The sequence below is a fragment of the Collinsella sp. CLA-JM-H32 genome, from assembly GCF_040098165.1.
Taxonomy (GTDB): Bacteria; Actinomycetota; Coriobacteriia; order Coriobacteriales; family Coriobacteriaceae; genus Collinsella.
The window spans coordinates 59,541-75,483 of the sequence record NZ_JBBNMZ010000010.1 but is presented as its reverse complement, the minus strand read 5'-3'; the positions used below and the strand labels follow the sequence as shown (position 1 = coordinate 75,483).

Annotated in this window: 10 protein-coding genes and 6 tRNA genes; all 16 read left to right on the top strand. The window is 57.4% G+C overall.

Annotation, left to right across the window (positions count from 1 at the left end):
• Window positions 1–44 precede the first annotated feature (44 nt).
• The 16 genes from secG to nrdD all read left to right on the top strand — a co-directional run bounded on the left by secG (window position 45) and on the right by nrdD (window position 15,892).
• The gene (gene secG / locus AAA021_RS07485) at window positions 45–299 is read left to right on the top strand and encodes a preprotein translocase subunit SecG (protein ID WP_349088682.1); all 255 of its coding nucleotides are present in this window, start codon (window positions 45–47) and stop codon (window positions 297–299) included.
• A gap of 294 nt (window positions 300–593) precedes the next feature.
• Entirely contained in the window at window positions 594–2,270 is a 1,677-nt protein-coding gene (locus tag AAA021_RS07480; RefSeq protein ID WP_349088680.1) for an ABC transporter substrate-binding protein, read from the top strand.
• 156 nt (window positions 2,271–2,426) lie between these two features.
• Window positions 2,427–3,464, top strand: a complete 1,038-nt coding sequence (locus AAA021_RS07475; protein WP_195520694.1) for an ABC transporter permease — start codon at window positions 2,427–2,429, stop codon at window positions 3,462–3,464.
• 14 nt (window positions 3,465–3,478) lie between these two features.
• Entirely contained in the window at window positions 3,479–4,414 is a 936-nt protein-coding gene (locus AAA021_RS07470) for an ABC transporter permease (RefSeq protein ID WP_349088679.1), read from the top strand.
• Window positions 4,415–4,416: 2 nt separating this feature from the next.
• Entirely contained in the window at window positions 4,417–5,508 is a 1,092-nt protein-coding gene (locus AAA021_RS07465) for an ABC transporter ATP-binding protein (protein WP_055310514.1), read from the top strand.
• Window positions 5,508–6,536 carry a dipeptide ABC transporter ATP-binding protein gene (locus AAA021_RS07460; RefSeq protein WP_022094888.1) on the top strand — a complete coding sequence of 343 codons (1,029 nt, stop codon included), beginning with the start codon at window positions 5,508–5,510 and terminating at the stop codon, window positions 6,534–6,536. The genes AAA021_RS07465 and AAA021_RS07460 overlap by 1 nt, the downstream gene beginning before the upstream one ends.
• Window positions 6,537–7,129: 593 nt before the next feature.
• A tRNA-Leu gene (locus AAA021_RS07455) sits at window positions 7,130–7,219 on the top strand.
• A 60-nt stretch (window positions 7,220–7,279) separates the two neighbouring features.
• Window positions 7,280–9,625, top strand: a complete 2,346-nt coding sequence (locus tag AAA021_RS07450) for a SpoIIE family protein phosphatase (RefSeq protein WP_349088678.1) — start codon at window positions 7,280–7,282, stop codon at window positions 9,623–9,625.
• Between the two features lie 81 nt (window positions 9,626–9,706).
• A complete protein-coding gene (locus tag AAA021_RS07445) occupies window positions 9,707–10,453 on the top strand; it encodes an anti-sigma factor antagonist (protein ID WP_349088676.1) in 747 nt (248 codons plus the stop codon).
• A gap of 105 nt (window positions 10,454–10,558) precedes the next feature.
• Window positions 10,559–10,634 (top strand) — tRNA-Gly (locus AAA021_RS07440).
• 34 nt (window positions 10,635–10,668) lie between these two features.
• Window positions 10,669–10,742, top strand: a tRNA-Cys gene (locus tag AAA021_RS07435).
• A gap of 42 nt (window positions 10,743–10,784) precedes the next feature.
• Window positions 10,785–10,860: transfer RNA gene (locus AAA021_RS07430), tRNA-Gly, on the top strand.
• 178 nt (window positions 10,861–11,038) lie between these two features.
• Window positions 11,039–12,772, top strand: coding sequence for a glycoside hydrolase family 13 protein (locus AAA021_RS07425; RefSeq protein ID WP_349088675.1), 1,734 nt, complete (start codon window positions 11,039–11,041; stop codon window positions 12,770–12,772).
• Between the two features lie 132 nt (window positions 12,773–12,904).
• Window positions 12,905–12,980 (top strand) — tRNA-Gly (locus AAA021_RS07420).
• A 3-nt stretch (window positions 12,981–12,983) separates the two neighbouring features.
• Window positions 12,984–13,058, top strand: a tRNA-Val gene (locus AAA021_RS07415).
• Between the two features lie 611 nt (window positions 13,059–13,669).
• Window positions 13,670–15,892, top strand: a complete 2,223-nt coding sequence (nrdD, locus tag AAA021_RS07410; RefSeq protein WP_055309732.1) for an anaerobic ribonucleoside-triphosphate reductase — start codon at window positions 13,670–13,672, stop codon at window positions 15,890–15,892.
• The last annotated feature ends 51 nt before the right edge of the window (window positions 15,893–15,943 follow it).

Below are 15,943 nucleotides of genomic sequence, written 5' to 3'. Positions count from 1 at the left end.
GGTACAGTACTGGAGTTTGAACTGTTCTATTAAGGAGCTTATCTATGGGTCCGTTCCAGATTCTTCTGTTTGTCGTTTGGGCTGTCTCTGCCGTGGCGCTGACGATTCTCGTCCTGATGCATTCCGGTAAGGGCACCGGCGTTTCGGATATGATCGCTAGCTCGCTGTATAACTCCAGCTCTGCCACGGGCGTCATGGAGCAGAACCTCGATCGCCTGACGGTAATTATGGCCGTTGTTTTTGCCGTGTGCGTCGTCCTGTGCATGTTCTTCTTCCCGCAGGGCATCGTCGGCTTCTAAGCACGAGCCGTATAAATACTTGAAAAGGGTTCCGCAAGTGCGGGACCCTTTTTGTTTACATATTTGTAACAGAGTCAAAATATCCCCACATACTTCGCCCAACTAAAGAAATTCTTGACCGTTGACCGGAATTAGCCCCAAATCGTGCATAAAATGCGCTACTGTATTGCAAAACGTTGGTCCGTTGTGCATAACCAGCCATAGCGACGGGCGGCGTTTTAATGGTTCGGATCGGATTGTCTCGACATGTGTCCGACTGAACATTTCTTTGTCCTATCTCATAAGGAGGATGGCATGGCTGATTCTATGTTCCACCAGCCCGTTATGGGTCGTCGCGCCTTTGTCGGCGGCACCCTCGCTGCGAGCTCCATGGCTTTTCTTGCCGCATGCGGCAAGAAGGGCGGCGACGCTTCCGGTTCTGAGTCCGGTTCGACGCTGAACTTCTACATCAACAACCCGGTCTGCATCGACCCCTACAACGTCCAGGAGGACCAGGGCACTCAGGTCGAGTACCAGCTCTTTGATGCTCTGACCTCTTATGACGCCGAGAAGGGCAAGATCGTCCCGCTGGCTTGCGAGTCCTTCGAGGCCAACGACGACGCCACCGAGTTCACCTTCAAGATCAAGAAGGCCAAGTTCCACAACGGTGACGACGTTACCTCCAAGTCCTTCAAGCTCGCTTGGGAGCGTCTGGTCAACACCAAGTCGGCCATCGCTACCGAGTACGGCCCTTCCGAGGTCTCCTATCACCTTTCCATGGTCGAGGGCTATGACGACCTGCTTGCCGGTAACGCTACCGAGCTCAGCGGTGTTACTTGCCCCGACGATGAGACCCTCGTCGTCAAGCTGTCTTCCGCTTACGCCGACTTCCCCTTCGTTGCCTCTCACCCGGCTCTGGCCCCGGTTCCCGAGTGCGCCGAGTCCGATGTCAAGAGCTTCTACCTTGCCCCGATCGGTAACGGCCCGTTCATGATGGACGGCAAGTGGGAGGATGGTCAGGAGATCAACCTCAAGAAGTTCGACGATTACTATGGCGACAAGGCCAAGATCGATGGCATCCACTTCCAGGTCATCAAGGACATGGAGACCGCTTACAAGGAGTTCCAGGCCGGTAACCTCGATGTCTGCGACGTTCCCGTTGCTCAGATCGACGCTGCCAAGAAGGATCGCGGCGTGTCCAAGGACGGCTACACCATGGGTGACGGCGAGCGCATGCTGCTCGGCGCCGAGCCTTCCACCTACTACCTGACCTGCAACAACACGGCCGAGCCGTTCAACAACGCCGACCTGCGCAGGGGTATCTCCCTGGCCATCAACCGTGAGGCCATCTGCAAGACCATCTTCAAGGGTACCCGTACTCCTGCCGACGGCATTGTTCCTCCGGGTATCGATGGCTACAAGGAGGGCGCATGGGAGTTCTGCGCCTATGACGTCGACAAGGCTAACGAGTACCTCGACAAGGTTGCTCCCGCTGGCGCTAACGGCGATCGTGGCATTAACGTGACTCTGTCCTACAACCAGGACGGTGGCCACAAGGAGATCATGGAGTCCATCATCGGCGACCTCGCCAAGGTTGGCGTTACCGCTGTCTCCGATACCCCCGAGTGGTCTGCCCTGCTCGAGCAGTATCAGAACTTTAACTATCAGTTCGGTCGTCTGGGTTGGATTGCTGACTACCCGATCATGGACAACTTCCTGTATCCGCTGTTCCACTCCGACTCCCTCGGTGGCGACAACCGCTCTGGTTACAACAACCCCGAGTTCGACGCCAAGGTCGATGAGGCCCGTACCACGGTTGACGACGAAGAGCGCGTCGCTAAGATGCAGGAAGCCGATGCAATGGTCGCTGCCGACTGCCCGGTCATCCCGGTGATGTTCTACACGCACACCATCGCCGGCTCCGATCGCATCAAGCACCTCTATGTCGATCCGCAGAAGCACGCCGATCTGGGTACCGCTGAGCTCGCCTAAGAGTTTGCAGCTTCCGTGAGGGTCAAGTATTTACGTAGACCTCATGGGAAACATACAGTTCTCCCTAACCTGGGGTAAACTGGCTGATGGTAATTTTGGGATGCCGGTCTGGCGATCGGCATCCCATTTAGGTTAATCCCTAGATAGGGGAGTGGTATGGGTAAGTACATCGTTAAACGTGTGCTTCAGTTCATCCCGGTGTTTTTGGGCGTTACGCTGATTTTGTTCGCCCTCCAGAATATCGTGCCGGGAGATCCGATCAAGCTGATCGGTGGAGACAAGGCTCTGTCCCCCGAGGTGGAGCTTCAGCTTCGCGTCCGCTATCACCTGGTCCAGTCGGACGAGGACGGCAACGCGATCCTTGACGAGAACGGCGACCCCGTTCAAACGTCGCTCGTGGACCGTTACTTGTATTACATGAACGGCCTGCTTCATGGCGATCTGGGCAATTCGTATCAGCGCAAGCTGCCGGTTACGGAAATCTTTGCCCAGAAGTATCCGTATACGGTCAAACTTGCCGCGTGTGCCATCGTGCTCGAGGCAATCATGGGTATCGGTGCGGGTATCATTTCGGCGGTAAAGCGTTATTCCTTCTGGGATATTTTGGTAACGCTCACCACGTCGATCCTCGTTGCCGTCCCGGCCTTCTGGCTCGGTATGTTGCTGCAACTGTTCTTTGGCGTCATTCTCAAGGACGCCACGGGCGGTGCATTCTCCATGCCGATCTCGGGTGCCGGCGGTGCCAGCTCTCAGTATCAGGATTGGATGCACTATGTGCTTCCGACCATTACGCTGGCTTCGGTTTCGACCGCTTATGCTGCCCGCATTATGCGCTCGCAGCTGCTTGACGTCATGAACCAGGATTACATTCGTACGGCAAAAGCCAAGGGTCTCTCCAATCGCGCGATCATCATCAAGCATGCGCTTAAGAATGCACTCATCCCCGTCGTTACCTATATTGGTGTCGACTTTGGCGGCATGCTTTCGGGCGCCATCCTGACCGAGACGGTCTTTAACTGGCCCGGTATCGGCTATGAGGTCTATCGCGCCATTAGTATGCGTGACTGGCCCATCGTTATGGGCGGCGTTACGCTCATCGTCGTCGTCGTCATGGTGATCAACCTGCTCGTCGACATTAGCTATGCATTCCTCGACCCGCGCATCCGCCTTGGCGGTCCGTCGGATAAGGCCTAAGGGAGGTACGTCTCATGCAGGAAACTGATTCTCAGTCTCAGGAGCAGGCTACCGCCACCAAGGCCGCATCTGCTCCCGCCAAGTCCCGCACGCTGTGGGGCGACGCTTTTAAGCGTCTTCGTAAGAACAAGCTCGCCGTTATCGGTGTCTGCTGGATCATCATCGTCGTTGTGGTTGCCCTGACCGCAGATTTGTGGGCTAAGCCCTGGCTCGGTTCGCCAACGGCTTCCGACTCGACCACCATGGCCGAGACGTCGTTGATGGCTCCGTGTGCAGAGCACCCGTTTGGCACCGACGCCCTTGGTCGTGACATTCTCGTCCGCGTTATCTACGGTGCACGTGTTTCGCTTTCCGTCGGTATTATGGCCACTGCGATCTCCACGGTGATTGGTCTGGTCATGGGTGCTCTGGCCGGTTTCTACGGCGGCATCTGGGATACGATCATCATGCGCTGTGCGGATATTTTCCTGGCGTTCCCGTACGTGCTTTTCGTTGTCGCCATGATCGCCGTTATCGGCCGTGGTCTTCAGAACGTCTTTTTTGCCATCGGCATTCTCGGCTGGCCTTCGATTGCGCGTGTCTTCCGCTCTGCAATCTTGACGGTCAAGGAAAACGATTATGTTGACGCTGCGCGCGCGATGGGTGCATCTGATGCTCGTATCGTCGTGCGTCACATCTTCCCGAACTCCGTCGCCTCCATCGTGGTCTACGCGACCATGAACATTGGTGGCGCCATTCTGACCGAGTCCGCTCTGTCCTTCCTCGGCATGGGCGTTATTCCGCCTACGCCTTCGTGGGGCTCCATGATTCAGGACGGTCAGCAGTATCTTCTGACTGCTCCCTGGATGATGATCATGCCCGGTCTGGCAATTCTTTCGACGGTGCTCGCCTTCACCCTGCTGGGTGACGGTCTGCGCGACGCCCTCGACGTCAAGATGAAGGACGCATAAGGATGAAGAAGAACAAGAACTATGTGGACCTGAAGGACCAGCCGGTTCCCGAGGGCCAGCATCTGCTCGAGGTCGATGACCTTAAGATGTATTTCCACACCGAGGATGGCGTTGTTCGCGCTGTCGACGGTGTCTCCTACACGCTCGATCGCGGCGAGACCCTGGGCGTCGTCGGTGAGTCCGGCTCCGGTAAGTCCGTGACCGCCATGACCATCATGGGTCTTATCTCGATGCCTCCGGGAAAGATCGAGGGCGGCGACGTTCGCTATCGCGGTCGTTCTATCCTCGAGATGACCGAGGAAGAGATGCAGCACATTCGCGGTAACGACATCGCGATGATCTTCCAGGATCCTATGACCTCCTTGAACCCGGTCTATAAGATCGGCAAGCAGGTGGGCGAGGGTCTTCGTCTGCACCGCGGCTACTCCAAGCAGGAGGCGCTCAAGCGTGCCACTGAGCTTTTGGACCTCGTTGGTATTCCCGAGCCCGAGAAGCGCGTCAATGAGTATCCGCACCAGTTCTCTGGCGGTATGCGTCAGCGCGTCATGATTGCCATGGCTCTTGCCTGCGATCCTGATATTTTGATTGCCGACGAGCCCACGACTGCCCTGGACGTTACCATTCAGGCTCAGATTATTGAGCTTATGCAGGAAATGCAGGAGAAGAACGGCAACGCCATCATCATGATCACCCATGACCTGGGCGTTGTCGCTGATATGGCCGACAAGATCATGGTTATGTACGCCGGCCGTCCCGTCGAGTTCGGTACTGCTGAGGAAATCTTCTACGAGAGCCGCCACCCCTACACCTGGGGCCTTATCCGCTCCATCCCGGAGCAGGCCATCGATGAGAAGAAGCCGCTTACGCCGATTCATGGCAACCCGCCTTCGCTCATGAACCTGCCCGAGGGCTGCGTGTTCTCTCCTCGCTGCCCCTATGCGACGGATAAGTGCCGCAAGCAGCGCCCCGAGCGTTTTGTTACCGAGTCTGGTCACTATTCTGCGTGCCACTACGCTGGCGACCCCGAGTTCCTCAAGAACGCTCCTGTGACGTCCCGTACGCGCAAGGATTCCAAGAAGGGAGGCGAGGCGTAATGGCAGATACCAACGAGCGTACTCCGCTGCTGAAGGTCGAGCACCTCTCTAAGGAGTTCCCCGCTGAGTCCGGCATGTTCGCCAAGCGCTTCTCCAAGCGTGTCGTCTCTGCTGTAAATGACATCTCTTTTGAGATTTATCCTGGCGAGACCTTCGGTCTGGTTGGCGAGTCTGGTTGCGGTAAGTCCACCACGGGCCGTACTATCATGCGCCTGACCAAGCCGACCGCCGGTAAGGTGTTCTTCCAGGGTAAAGATGTTGCCGAGATGAGCAAGCATGAGATCAAGGACATGCGTCGCGAGATGCAGTTTATCTTCCAAGATCCTTATGCTTCGCTCAACCCTCGTATGACCATCGGTGAGATCGTCTCCGAGCCCATGACCATTCACGGCGTGGGCACCAAGGAGGAGCGCATTGAGCGCGTCCGCGAGCTTCTCGACGTTGTCGGACTGAACCCCGAGCACATCAACCGTTATCCTCATGAGTTCTCCGGCGGTCAGCGTCAGCGTGTCGGCATCGCCCGCGCGTTCGCTTTGAAGCCCAAGCTGATCATCTGCGACGAGCCGGTTTCCGCTTTGGATGTGTCCATTCAGGCCCAGGTTCTGAACCTGCTCAAGGAACTCCAAGACAAGTTCGGTACCGCGTATCTGTTTATCGCTCACGACCTGTCCGTCGTGCAGCACATTTCCGATCGCGTTGCCGTTATGTATCTGGGTAAGATGGTTGAGGTTTCGGACTGGAAGACGCTCTATAGCGAGCCTCACCATCCGTACACGCAGTCGCTGTTGTCTGCTGTGCCGGTTCCCGATCCGGATATCCAGAAGACGCGCAAGCGCATCATCCTTGCCGGCGATCCGCCGTCACCGCTGGATCCGCCGACCGGTTGCCGTTTCCACACCCGCTGCCCGATCGCGCAGGGTATCTGCTCTGAGAAACTTCCTGAGTTTAAGGAAGTTGCACCGGGCCACTGCTGCGCCTGCCACTTCGCCGAGCCGTTCCCGATCAAGGAATCGCACATCGACCTGTAGTCGGTTGTTCTTGTCCGGGCCCGCCCTGGTGTTACTTTTCAGAACGTCCTCGGACATGCAAGAAACCCCCGCTGCGCACTTCGTGCGGCGGGGGTTTCTTGCGTCCTGCGGAGTGTTCTGAAAAGTAACACCAGGGCGGGCCCTACGTTAACTCGGCAGGGGGAGTGCGATTCCTTGATCGCTCACTTTGTCTAATAAGAAATTTAGTGAGGCCGGAGCTTTAGCTCCGGCCTCCCCATATAAGGGCTCGGCAAAGCCGAGCCACCAAATTTGCATCAGCCCCCAGAACATGTTTGAGAACTGTGCCTGAAGTACGTATTTGCAGGCCCCGTATCGGTGTTGCCTCCCGGCGCATTCCGCAGGGGGAGCGATATTTTGCAGCACGAAGTGCGTAGCAAAATATCGCTCATGCCCGAGGACGCGCTGGGAGGCAACACCGATACGGGGCCGGACATATAGATCTACCTGCGCATTTACAAATTCGTAAACTTTTTTCTAAAAAGTGCTTGCACAGTTCTCGAATCATAGGTTATTATCTTCCTCGTTGAACGCGCGGGTCCAACAGAACGAACTGCGAATCAACAACATAGCATGTCGGAGTGGCGGAATTGGCAGACGCGCTAGCTTGAGGTGCTAGTGACCGCTTTTTGGTCATGCGGGTTCAAGTCCCGCCTCCGACACCATCGCATTTGAGAAGCCTCTTCGGAGGCTTTTTTTGTTACCGATAGACGGTGAGGTCCACGATGGAAACGCTTGAGCGCAACGAGTGGGCAGACGTTGCCCAACTGGTCGAGATCACGAGCGATGCTGTCATCATCTGTGAGCTCGACGGAACCATTCTTCATGTGAATAATCGTTTGCTCGACCTGATGTGCGAGGAACGCGCTGACATCATCAGCGGTGATGTCAAAGACGTTCTGTACTCGTCTGCCTTTGAGCGCGCGACCGAACATCGTCTGCCGTTTGAGACCGATGGCTCCGAGAGCGAGCTGATGCTCAAGCTGAGCGACGGGTCTTTTATTCCCGTCTTGGTCCGCGCGGGTTCCGTTACGCCTCCGCGTATCTTTGGACGTCGTGCACCGCGTGTCCTGGTGGCGCTTCACAGCATCGAAGAGCAGTATTCCCACGATCGTCAGCTCAAACGTGCGCTATCGGAGCTTAGGGTGGCGAATAAACGCCTTTCGGGTACCCTTTCAGTCATTATGAGTACCGTGGGCTCCGATGAGCTCCCCAGCTTGCTCGATACCGTTTTGAATCAGCTCGTTGGAACGCTCGATGCCTCCGGTGCGGCTATCTATTTTTCCGAGAGCGGCGGCTTTAAGCTCCGCGGTGTTTCTAAGGAGCTTGAGGACAGCTATCTGCCCGAGTTTATGCCGTACGGCGCGGGCATTCCGACCTACGTACTTCGCGAGTCGCGTGCCTGTCGCCTGTCGATCCAGCAGGACCTTGAGGGCGACCGGGTTGCTTCGGGTATGTTCATGGATTTGGACAATCGTTCCAAGCACTTGCTGCGCGTGCAGGATATGCCCCCGTATCGCAGCGAGATCTGTCTTCCCGTGTTTTACGGCACGCAGGTCCTTGGCGTGTTGGAAGTTGGCTGGAAACGCCCCCAGGCGCCACTTGCCTATGACGTTAACGTGCTCGAGGTCATCTGCGATTACCTGTCTATTCAGCTGGTCGGCATGGCGTCGAGCTTACGTTCGCGCCGCACGGCGGAGCTCGGCCGCTCGCTCAATTTGCTGCGCGACGAACTGTTTACCTATCTCGATGATCCCGTTGCCGCCTCGCGAGCGGTGTCGACCGAAATCTGCACGGTGCTCAATTGTCATTTCTGCCCCGTGGAGTATGATGCGGGCCTCGAAACCTATGTCATCGATTTTGAGGGCGGCAGTCGTGTGACGCTGCCGGACGATCCGGAGTCACTCTTCTTTTCTGTCACGGCGCCAGCAGCGCGCCTGGGGGCAGCCCCCGACGGGTTTGAGACATCGGTGTTGGGCGGGACGAGCGCTGACGACCTCAAGTACGTGCGCCTTACACGTGTGGACGAATCCACGTCTATGGGTGCATGGTTGAGGGCCCACGGCCTACCGTGTCAGGGACTTTATGTCGACTCCGGCATCGAAGCGGGGCGCTACCACTCGGAAGCGGATGGCAAACGAAGTAACGATGCGATCGTTCCCGCTGATATCGCCAAGGGGCCGACGAGGCGCGCTTTGCTGCTCCGCGATGGCAGCCAAGAACCAATTGACGACCTTGAATACGACTACCTGGTGCATCTGGCGCATGACTTTGAGCTGATCTACGAAGGCGAATCTCAAAAGCGCGAAGAGCGTCATATCGCTCAGACGCTTCAGATTGGCATGAGAAATTCGCTTGGTGACGTTCCGGGCATTGCAACCGATTCGGTATATCTATCGGCAACGAATTCTGCGTTGGTCGGCGGTGACTTCTATACACTTGTCCGACTTCCCGACGATTGCGCCGTTATGATTTTGGGCGATGTATCCGGCAAGGGAATCGAGGCGGCGTCGATGTCGGCGCTCGTCAAGACAGCGCTGACGGCCTATGCCTGGGAGGGTGCAGGGCCTGCCCGTATGGCACGCTCGCTCAATAGTATGCTCATGGGCTTTTCGAGGGTCGAGACGTTTGTGACGGCGTTTATCGCCAAGATCGATCTTAAAGCGGGCCGCGCTACCTATTGCTCTGCGGGACATCCTCCCACTATGGTCATTAGGCCGTCGTCGACGCCGCGTGACGGCGGCGAGACCTGCGGGGGAGAAGTGGAGCTCCTTGGGTGCCAATCGGGCGTGATCGGTGCCTTTGAGAGCATGGTCTACGAGACGGGCGTGTTTACATTCGCTCCTGGTGACATGCTATTTATGTATACCGACGGAACAATCGAAGCACGTGATCGCTCGGGTGCTTTCTTTGGCGAACAACGCCTTCGCGACCTTCTGCTCTCTGTCTCGGGTGAGGGCGTATCGGGAATCTGCGGTAAGGTCTTGGGCGAGCTTGATCGCTTTACCGAGTCGGCGCTGGACGATGACATCGCGCTGGTCTCCCTTGAGTTTTTACGGGGTCGATCGTAGGTCACGACGCCTGACGGGCAAAATCCCTACGGTTGAAGAAACGTGTGCATCGAGCGAGCTCTTTTGGGGAACCATGGTCGTATGAATGAGTGGAATGACATAGCGGTTTTGACGCCACCGGGCGATATCGACATCGCCTCGGTGCCCGCACTGCGCCGACGGTTGGATAATTTGATCGACCGGGGCGTGCGTCGTGTTGTCATCAATTGCCAGACCGTGGGCTTTATCGACTCGACGGGTTTGGCGTTTTTGCTTACACGTGCCAGAGAGCTCATGAGGCATGAGGGGCTGCTTTCGCTCGTTAACGCTTCCGATGAGGTCGTTCGCTTTTTGGAAATTGCCCGACTTGTCGACATCCTTCATGTCGCGGGCCCGGCGCGGGAGTCGATTCCCGCCATTCCGGTGGGGGAGTTGCCGCGATGGAGCAAGAGCGTCGAAGTGCAGCGAGGCATCGAGAATCTCCCGTATTATCGGCACCGTGTGGCCGAGCTCCTCGAATCGCTTCCCCTGAGGCGTGATGAGCGCTATGACGTCGCATTGGCGTTGGGGGAGGCATTGGGTAACGCATATGACCATGCGGGCGGTGTTGGCTGCATCCTGACGGTTCAGGCCTATGGGGACCGTGTTGTGCTCGAGGTGCTTGATCGGGGCGCTGGCTATTCTATCGATGGAGTGAGCGAACCGGTGGCATCTGAGGAACGCGGACGCGGTATCAAGCTTATGCGCATGCTCGTCGATAATGTGGAAGTTGCCCGCCGTACGGATGGCGCCGGCACGCGCGTTCGGATGGTGAAGCTGTTTGGCTCGGCATTGGAATCGTGCGCTTAGGGTCTTGGCTTGGCATTATTTACCTGCATGAACTTGCTTCGCGCAACTTTTTTGAAAAAAGTACTTGCGTCTTTAGGACAACTCGCGTAAATTAATAACCCGCAAGCGGACATGGCTCAGTTGGTAGAGCACAACCTTGCCAAGGTTGGGGTCGCGGGTTCGAGCCCCGTTGTCCGCTCCATTGCATTTCCGGACCGTTTAGGCGGTCCTTTTTCGGCGAAGTGGCCAAGTGGTAAGGCAGAGGCCTGCAAAGCCTTTACCCCCGGTTCGAATCCGGGCTTCGCCTCCAGGCAACATCCGGGCGCTCCGGCGCCCGTTTTGTTTTACATATGCGGACATGGCTCAGTTGGTAGAGCACAACCTTGCCAAGGTTGGGGTCGCGGGTTCGAGCCCCGTTGTCCGCTCCAAGCGCAACAGCCCGACTACTACGGTAGCCGGGCTTTTTTGTACCTATCTCCTGGGCTCGAACCCGAGAGGGGGCGAGCGTTTTGGGTCGTGGCTGTGGCGTTGTTTGCCGCGAATGTCCGCTTTGGGCGTATCATCGTGGGCATCTCGCATAACCTCGTTGCAAGGGAGATACGCCCCATGGCTACAGAAAAGTCTTCTTCGCGCTCATGGATGTCCGATGCCGCGATCTATCAGATCTACCCGCGCTCGTTTAAGGATTCGACTGGTTCGGGTCTGGGCGATATCGCGGGCATTACCCAGCAGATGGACTATCTTGAGCGGCTGGGTATCGAGGCCATCTGGCTGAGCCCGTTTTACCCTTCGCCTCTTGTCGATGGCGGCTATGATGTGGCGGACTACTGCGATGTCGACCCACGTCTCGGCTCGCTTGACGACTTCGATGACATGATCGCTGCGGCTCACGCGCGCGGCATCAAGGTCATCGTCGACATCGTGCCCAACCATTCATCCAACCAGCACCCCTGGTTCAAAGCCGCTCTTGCCGCCGGCCCCGGATCGCCCGAACGCGCCCGTTATATCTTCCGCGATGGTCGCGGCGAGCATGGCGAGCTGCCTCCCACCAATTGGAATGCCAACTTTGGCGGCCCCGCATGGACGCGTGTTGCGGACGGTCAGTGGTATCTGCACATGTTTACGCCCGAGCAGCCGGACTTTGACTGGTCATGCCCTGAGGTTCACGCGCTCTTTTGCGACGTCCTGGCGTTTTGGAGCGATCGAGGCGTCGACGGCTTTCGCATTGATGTGGCGCAGGGTCTCGCCAAGGATCTCGACCGCGATGACCTCGACCGGTGGCATCTCGCCGAGGGCGATGACATGGTTGACGACGGCACCCATCCGCTGTGGGACCGCAATGAGGTCCACGAGATCTATCGCGAGTGGCGCCGCGTGTTCGACCGCTATAATCCGCCGCGCAGTGCCGTTGCCGAGGCGTGGGTGCTGCCCGAGCGCCAGTATCTCTACGCGCGTCCCAGCGAGCTTGGCCAGACATTCAACTTTGAGTTTGCCAAGGCCACTTGGACCTATGATGACATGCACACTGCAATCGAGAAGGGCTTGAAGGCAGCCGTCGAATCCGATTCCGCCTCGACCTGGGTACTCTCCAACCACGACGTGCCGCGCGTGGCGACACGCTATGCCCTGCCGCAAATCAAGGCGACGCGCTACCACCAGATTGCGCTCGACTGGCTCTTGCGCGACGGGTCGTCTTATGACGAGGACCGTGAACTCGGCGAGCGCCGCGCGCGGGCGGCCCTTTTGCTTGAGCTGGCGCTTCCGGGCTCGGCATACGTGTATCAGGGTGAGGAGCTCGGCCTTTTTGAGGTGGCTGATATCCCGTGGGCTGCACTCGAAGACCCTACTGCGACCAATACGCACGGACCGAAGCGTGAGAAGGGGCGCGACGGCTGTCGTGTGCCCCTGCCGTGGGTGGCGGCGGACGATCCCGCGCATGGCGGATCGTTTGGGTTTTCGCCGGCAGACGCCGATGCGGCGCCCCATCTGCCGCAGCCTGCATGGTTTTCCGATTATGCTGCCGATAGGGAAGAAGCGGACCCGACATCGATGCTTGCGCTCTATCGTGACGCCCTCTGGCTGCGGCGCAAGCTGCGCGGGTGCGCCTACGATCTTGCGTGGCTCGATCTTGACGGGCGCGCCGGTCTTGCGGATGGTGCCGAGGGCGCTGAGGGCGGCGTCATCGCCTATCGCCGCGATAACGGCTGGGCGTGTGTGACGAACTTCGGTGCAGCACCCGTGGAGCTGCCGGCGGGCAGGGTCCTGCTCACCTCATCACCGCTTGCAGACGGCAGGCTCGCGCAGGACAGCTCTGCCTGGATCATGCTCGGTGAGATGTAGGGGCATCTCGCTGCGAGCCTGCGTTTGTTCGCGCCTTTCGTGACGACTGATGCCCTCGCGAGAGCGTCGCAAAACTTTTCAAAAAAAGTTCTTGCATAGGATGCGGGCATCACGTAAGATTAATCCTCGTAAGCGGACATGGCTCAGTTGGTAGAGCACAACCTTGCCAAGGTTGGGGTCGCGGGTTCGAGCCCCGTTGTCCGCTCCATTTGGGCGTTTAGCTCAGGGGGAGAGCGCTTCCCTGACACGGAAGAGGTCAGAAGTTCAAATCTTCTAACGCCCACCAAATGTTCGCAGCTCAGAGGCTATGTCCTCTGAGCTGTTTTGTTTTGCTACCAAGCACGCCGTCAAATATGCCAGCAAATATTGATCCAAGGTCCCCGTAGAGGTGCCGGCAGGTTGCATACGTCCTGGCCGACCGTGACCGCAACATGTTGGTCAAGCATAATCTTTTGGATTCTTTTGGCGTGAGCGGCTTGGTTTTGGTAGGATTTGTCAGCGGCTTGACTAAGGGGGTTTTATAACTGCCATGCAGGTAGCCGTGTTGGTAACGTTTTACCGACTTGCCAAGAACCCCTCATAATTAATGCGTCTGCAAAATGACTAATTGCTTTGACCTGCTGAAACACTATATGTTGTGTTTGACCTAAAAAAAGAATACAGGATATAGATGCCTCTTTGTCGTATGATAGATGGCGGACAGAGAACGAGGACCTTATTCGCCCCATTTGGATGGATCTTCGAGCCCCTTGATTGGCTGCGAGGATTGTCCGCATGAGGGCCTATGGTTTTCGAAAACACAGATTGCGCGACGGCGCCGCAAGACAGGGGCAAGCCCTGCCGGGCATCGTTTGGCTCTGAAGCGCAATACGATTTCGACGCGAAAGAGGCAAGAGGATGAAGATCATCAAGCGCAGCGGCACCGAGGTTGTCTTTGACATCGATAAGATTGTCAATGCCATCCGTGCCGCAAACTTGGAGGTCGAGGAGAGCTCTCGTCTTACCGACCGCCAGGTGGTTTACGCGGCACAAAACGTCGCCGAGGCATGCGAGAACGCGGGCCACACCGTGTCGGTCGAGGAGATTCAGGATCTGGTCGAGGACGAGATTATGCGTCTCGACTGCTACGAGGTCGCTCGCCATTACATCATCTATCGCTATGTTCAGAGCCTGAAGCGCCAGAAGAACACGACCGACGACAAGATTCTGTCGCTGATTGAGTGCAACAACGAAGAGGTCAAGCAGGAGAACTCCAACAAGAACCCGACCGTCAATTCCGTTCAGCGTGACTACATGGCCGGCGAGATCTCCAAGGACCTGACCCAGCGTGTGCTGCTGCCCCAGGAGATTGTGGATGCTCACAATGAGGGTCTGATTCACTTCCATGATTCGGACTACTTTGCCCAGCACATGCATAACTGCGACCTGGTGAACCTGGAGGATATGCTCCAGAACGGTACTGTTATTTCGGGCACGCTGATCGAGAAGCCGCACAGCTTCTCGACTGCCTGCAACATCGCGACGCAGATCATCGCTCAGGTTGCTTCCTCCCAGTACGGTGGCCAGTCGATTTCGCTGACCCATCTTGCCCCGTTCGTCGAGGTGAGCCGTCAAAAGATTCGCGGCGAGGTCGCCCGCGAGCTCGAGGAGCTCGGCGTTTCCGCATCTCCCGAAAAGGTCCGCGAGGTTGTTGAGGACCGCCTGCGTGACGAGATCCGTCGCGGCGTTCAGACGATTCAGTATCAGGTCGTGACCCTTATGACCACGAATGGCCAGGCGCCGTTCGTGACGGTCTTTATGTATCTCAATGAGGCCCGTACGCCCCAGGAGAAGCATGACCTTGCCATGATTGTGGAGGAGACGCTTCGTCAGCGCTATGAGGGCGTTAAGAACGAAGCCGGCGTGTGGATCACCCCGGCGTTCCCCAAGCTCATCTACGTGCTCGAGGACGATAACGTTCACGAGGATTCCCCGTACTTCTACCTGACTCAGCTGGCTGCGAAGTGCACCGCCAAGCGCATGGTGCCCGACTACATCTCCGAGAAGAAGATGCGCGAGCTCAAGCTGTCGAAGGGCGAGACCGCGGGCAACGGCGACTGCTATACCTGCATGGGTTGCCGCAGCTTCCTGACGCCCGACCGCTCCGGTAACGGATTTAACAACGTGGCCAACGCGCTGAACTATGACCCGAACAAGCCCAAGTACTACGGTCGCTTTAACCAGGGCGTTGTGACCATCAACCTGCCCGATGTCGCGCTGAGCTCGCATCAGGACATGGATAAGTTCTGGAAGATCTTCGACGAGCGCCTTGAGCTGTGCCACCGCGCCCTGCTGTGCCGTCATGAGCGTCTGATGGGTACGCTTTCGGATGCCGCACCGATTCTTTGGCAGTACGGTGCCCTCGCCCGCCTGAAGAAGGGCGAGACGATCGACAAGTTGCTCGTGGGCGGTTACTCCACCATTAGTCTGGGTTATGCCGGCCTGTATGAGTGCGTTAAGTACATGACGGGCCACAGCCACACCGAGAAGGAGGGCACGCCCTTTGCCATGGCCGTCATGCAGCGCATGAACGACAAGTGCGCGGAGTGGAAGGCCGAAAGCGATATTGACTTCTCGCTGTACGGTACCCCGCTTGAGTCGACGACCTACAAGTTCGCCAAGTGCCTGCAGCGTCGTTTTGGCATCATCCCGGGCGTGACGGACAAGGGCTACATCACCAACAGCTACCACGTCCACGTGTCCGAGGAGATCGACGCATTCGACAAGCTCAAGTTCGAGGGTATGTTCCAGCAGCTTTCGCCGGGCGGTGCCATCTCCTACGTCGAGGTTCCCAACATGCAGGACAACCTCAAGGCTGTCATTCGCGTGATGCAGTACATCTACGACAACATCATGTACGCCGAGCTCAACACCAAGAGCGACTACTGCCAGGTGTGCGGCTACGACGGTGAGATCAAGATTGTCGAGGATGACGGCAAGCTGGTGTGGGAGTGCCCCAATTGCGGCAATCGTGACCAGGAGAAGATGAATGTCGCTCGTCGTACGTGCGGCTACATCGGTACCCAGTTCTGGAACCAGGGCCGAACCGAGGAGATCCGCGACCGCGTGCTGCATCTCTAATAACCATCCCAGGCCGCCCCGTAGCGAGGCCCCGGGCCTTTACTCGCTATT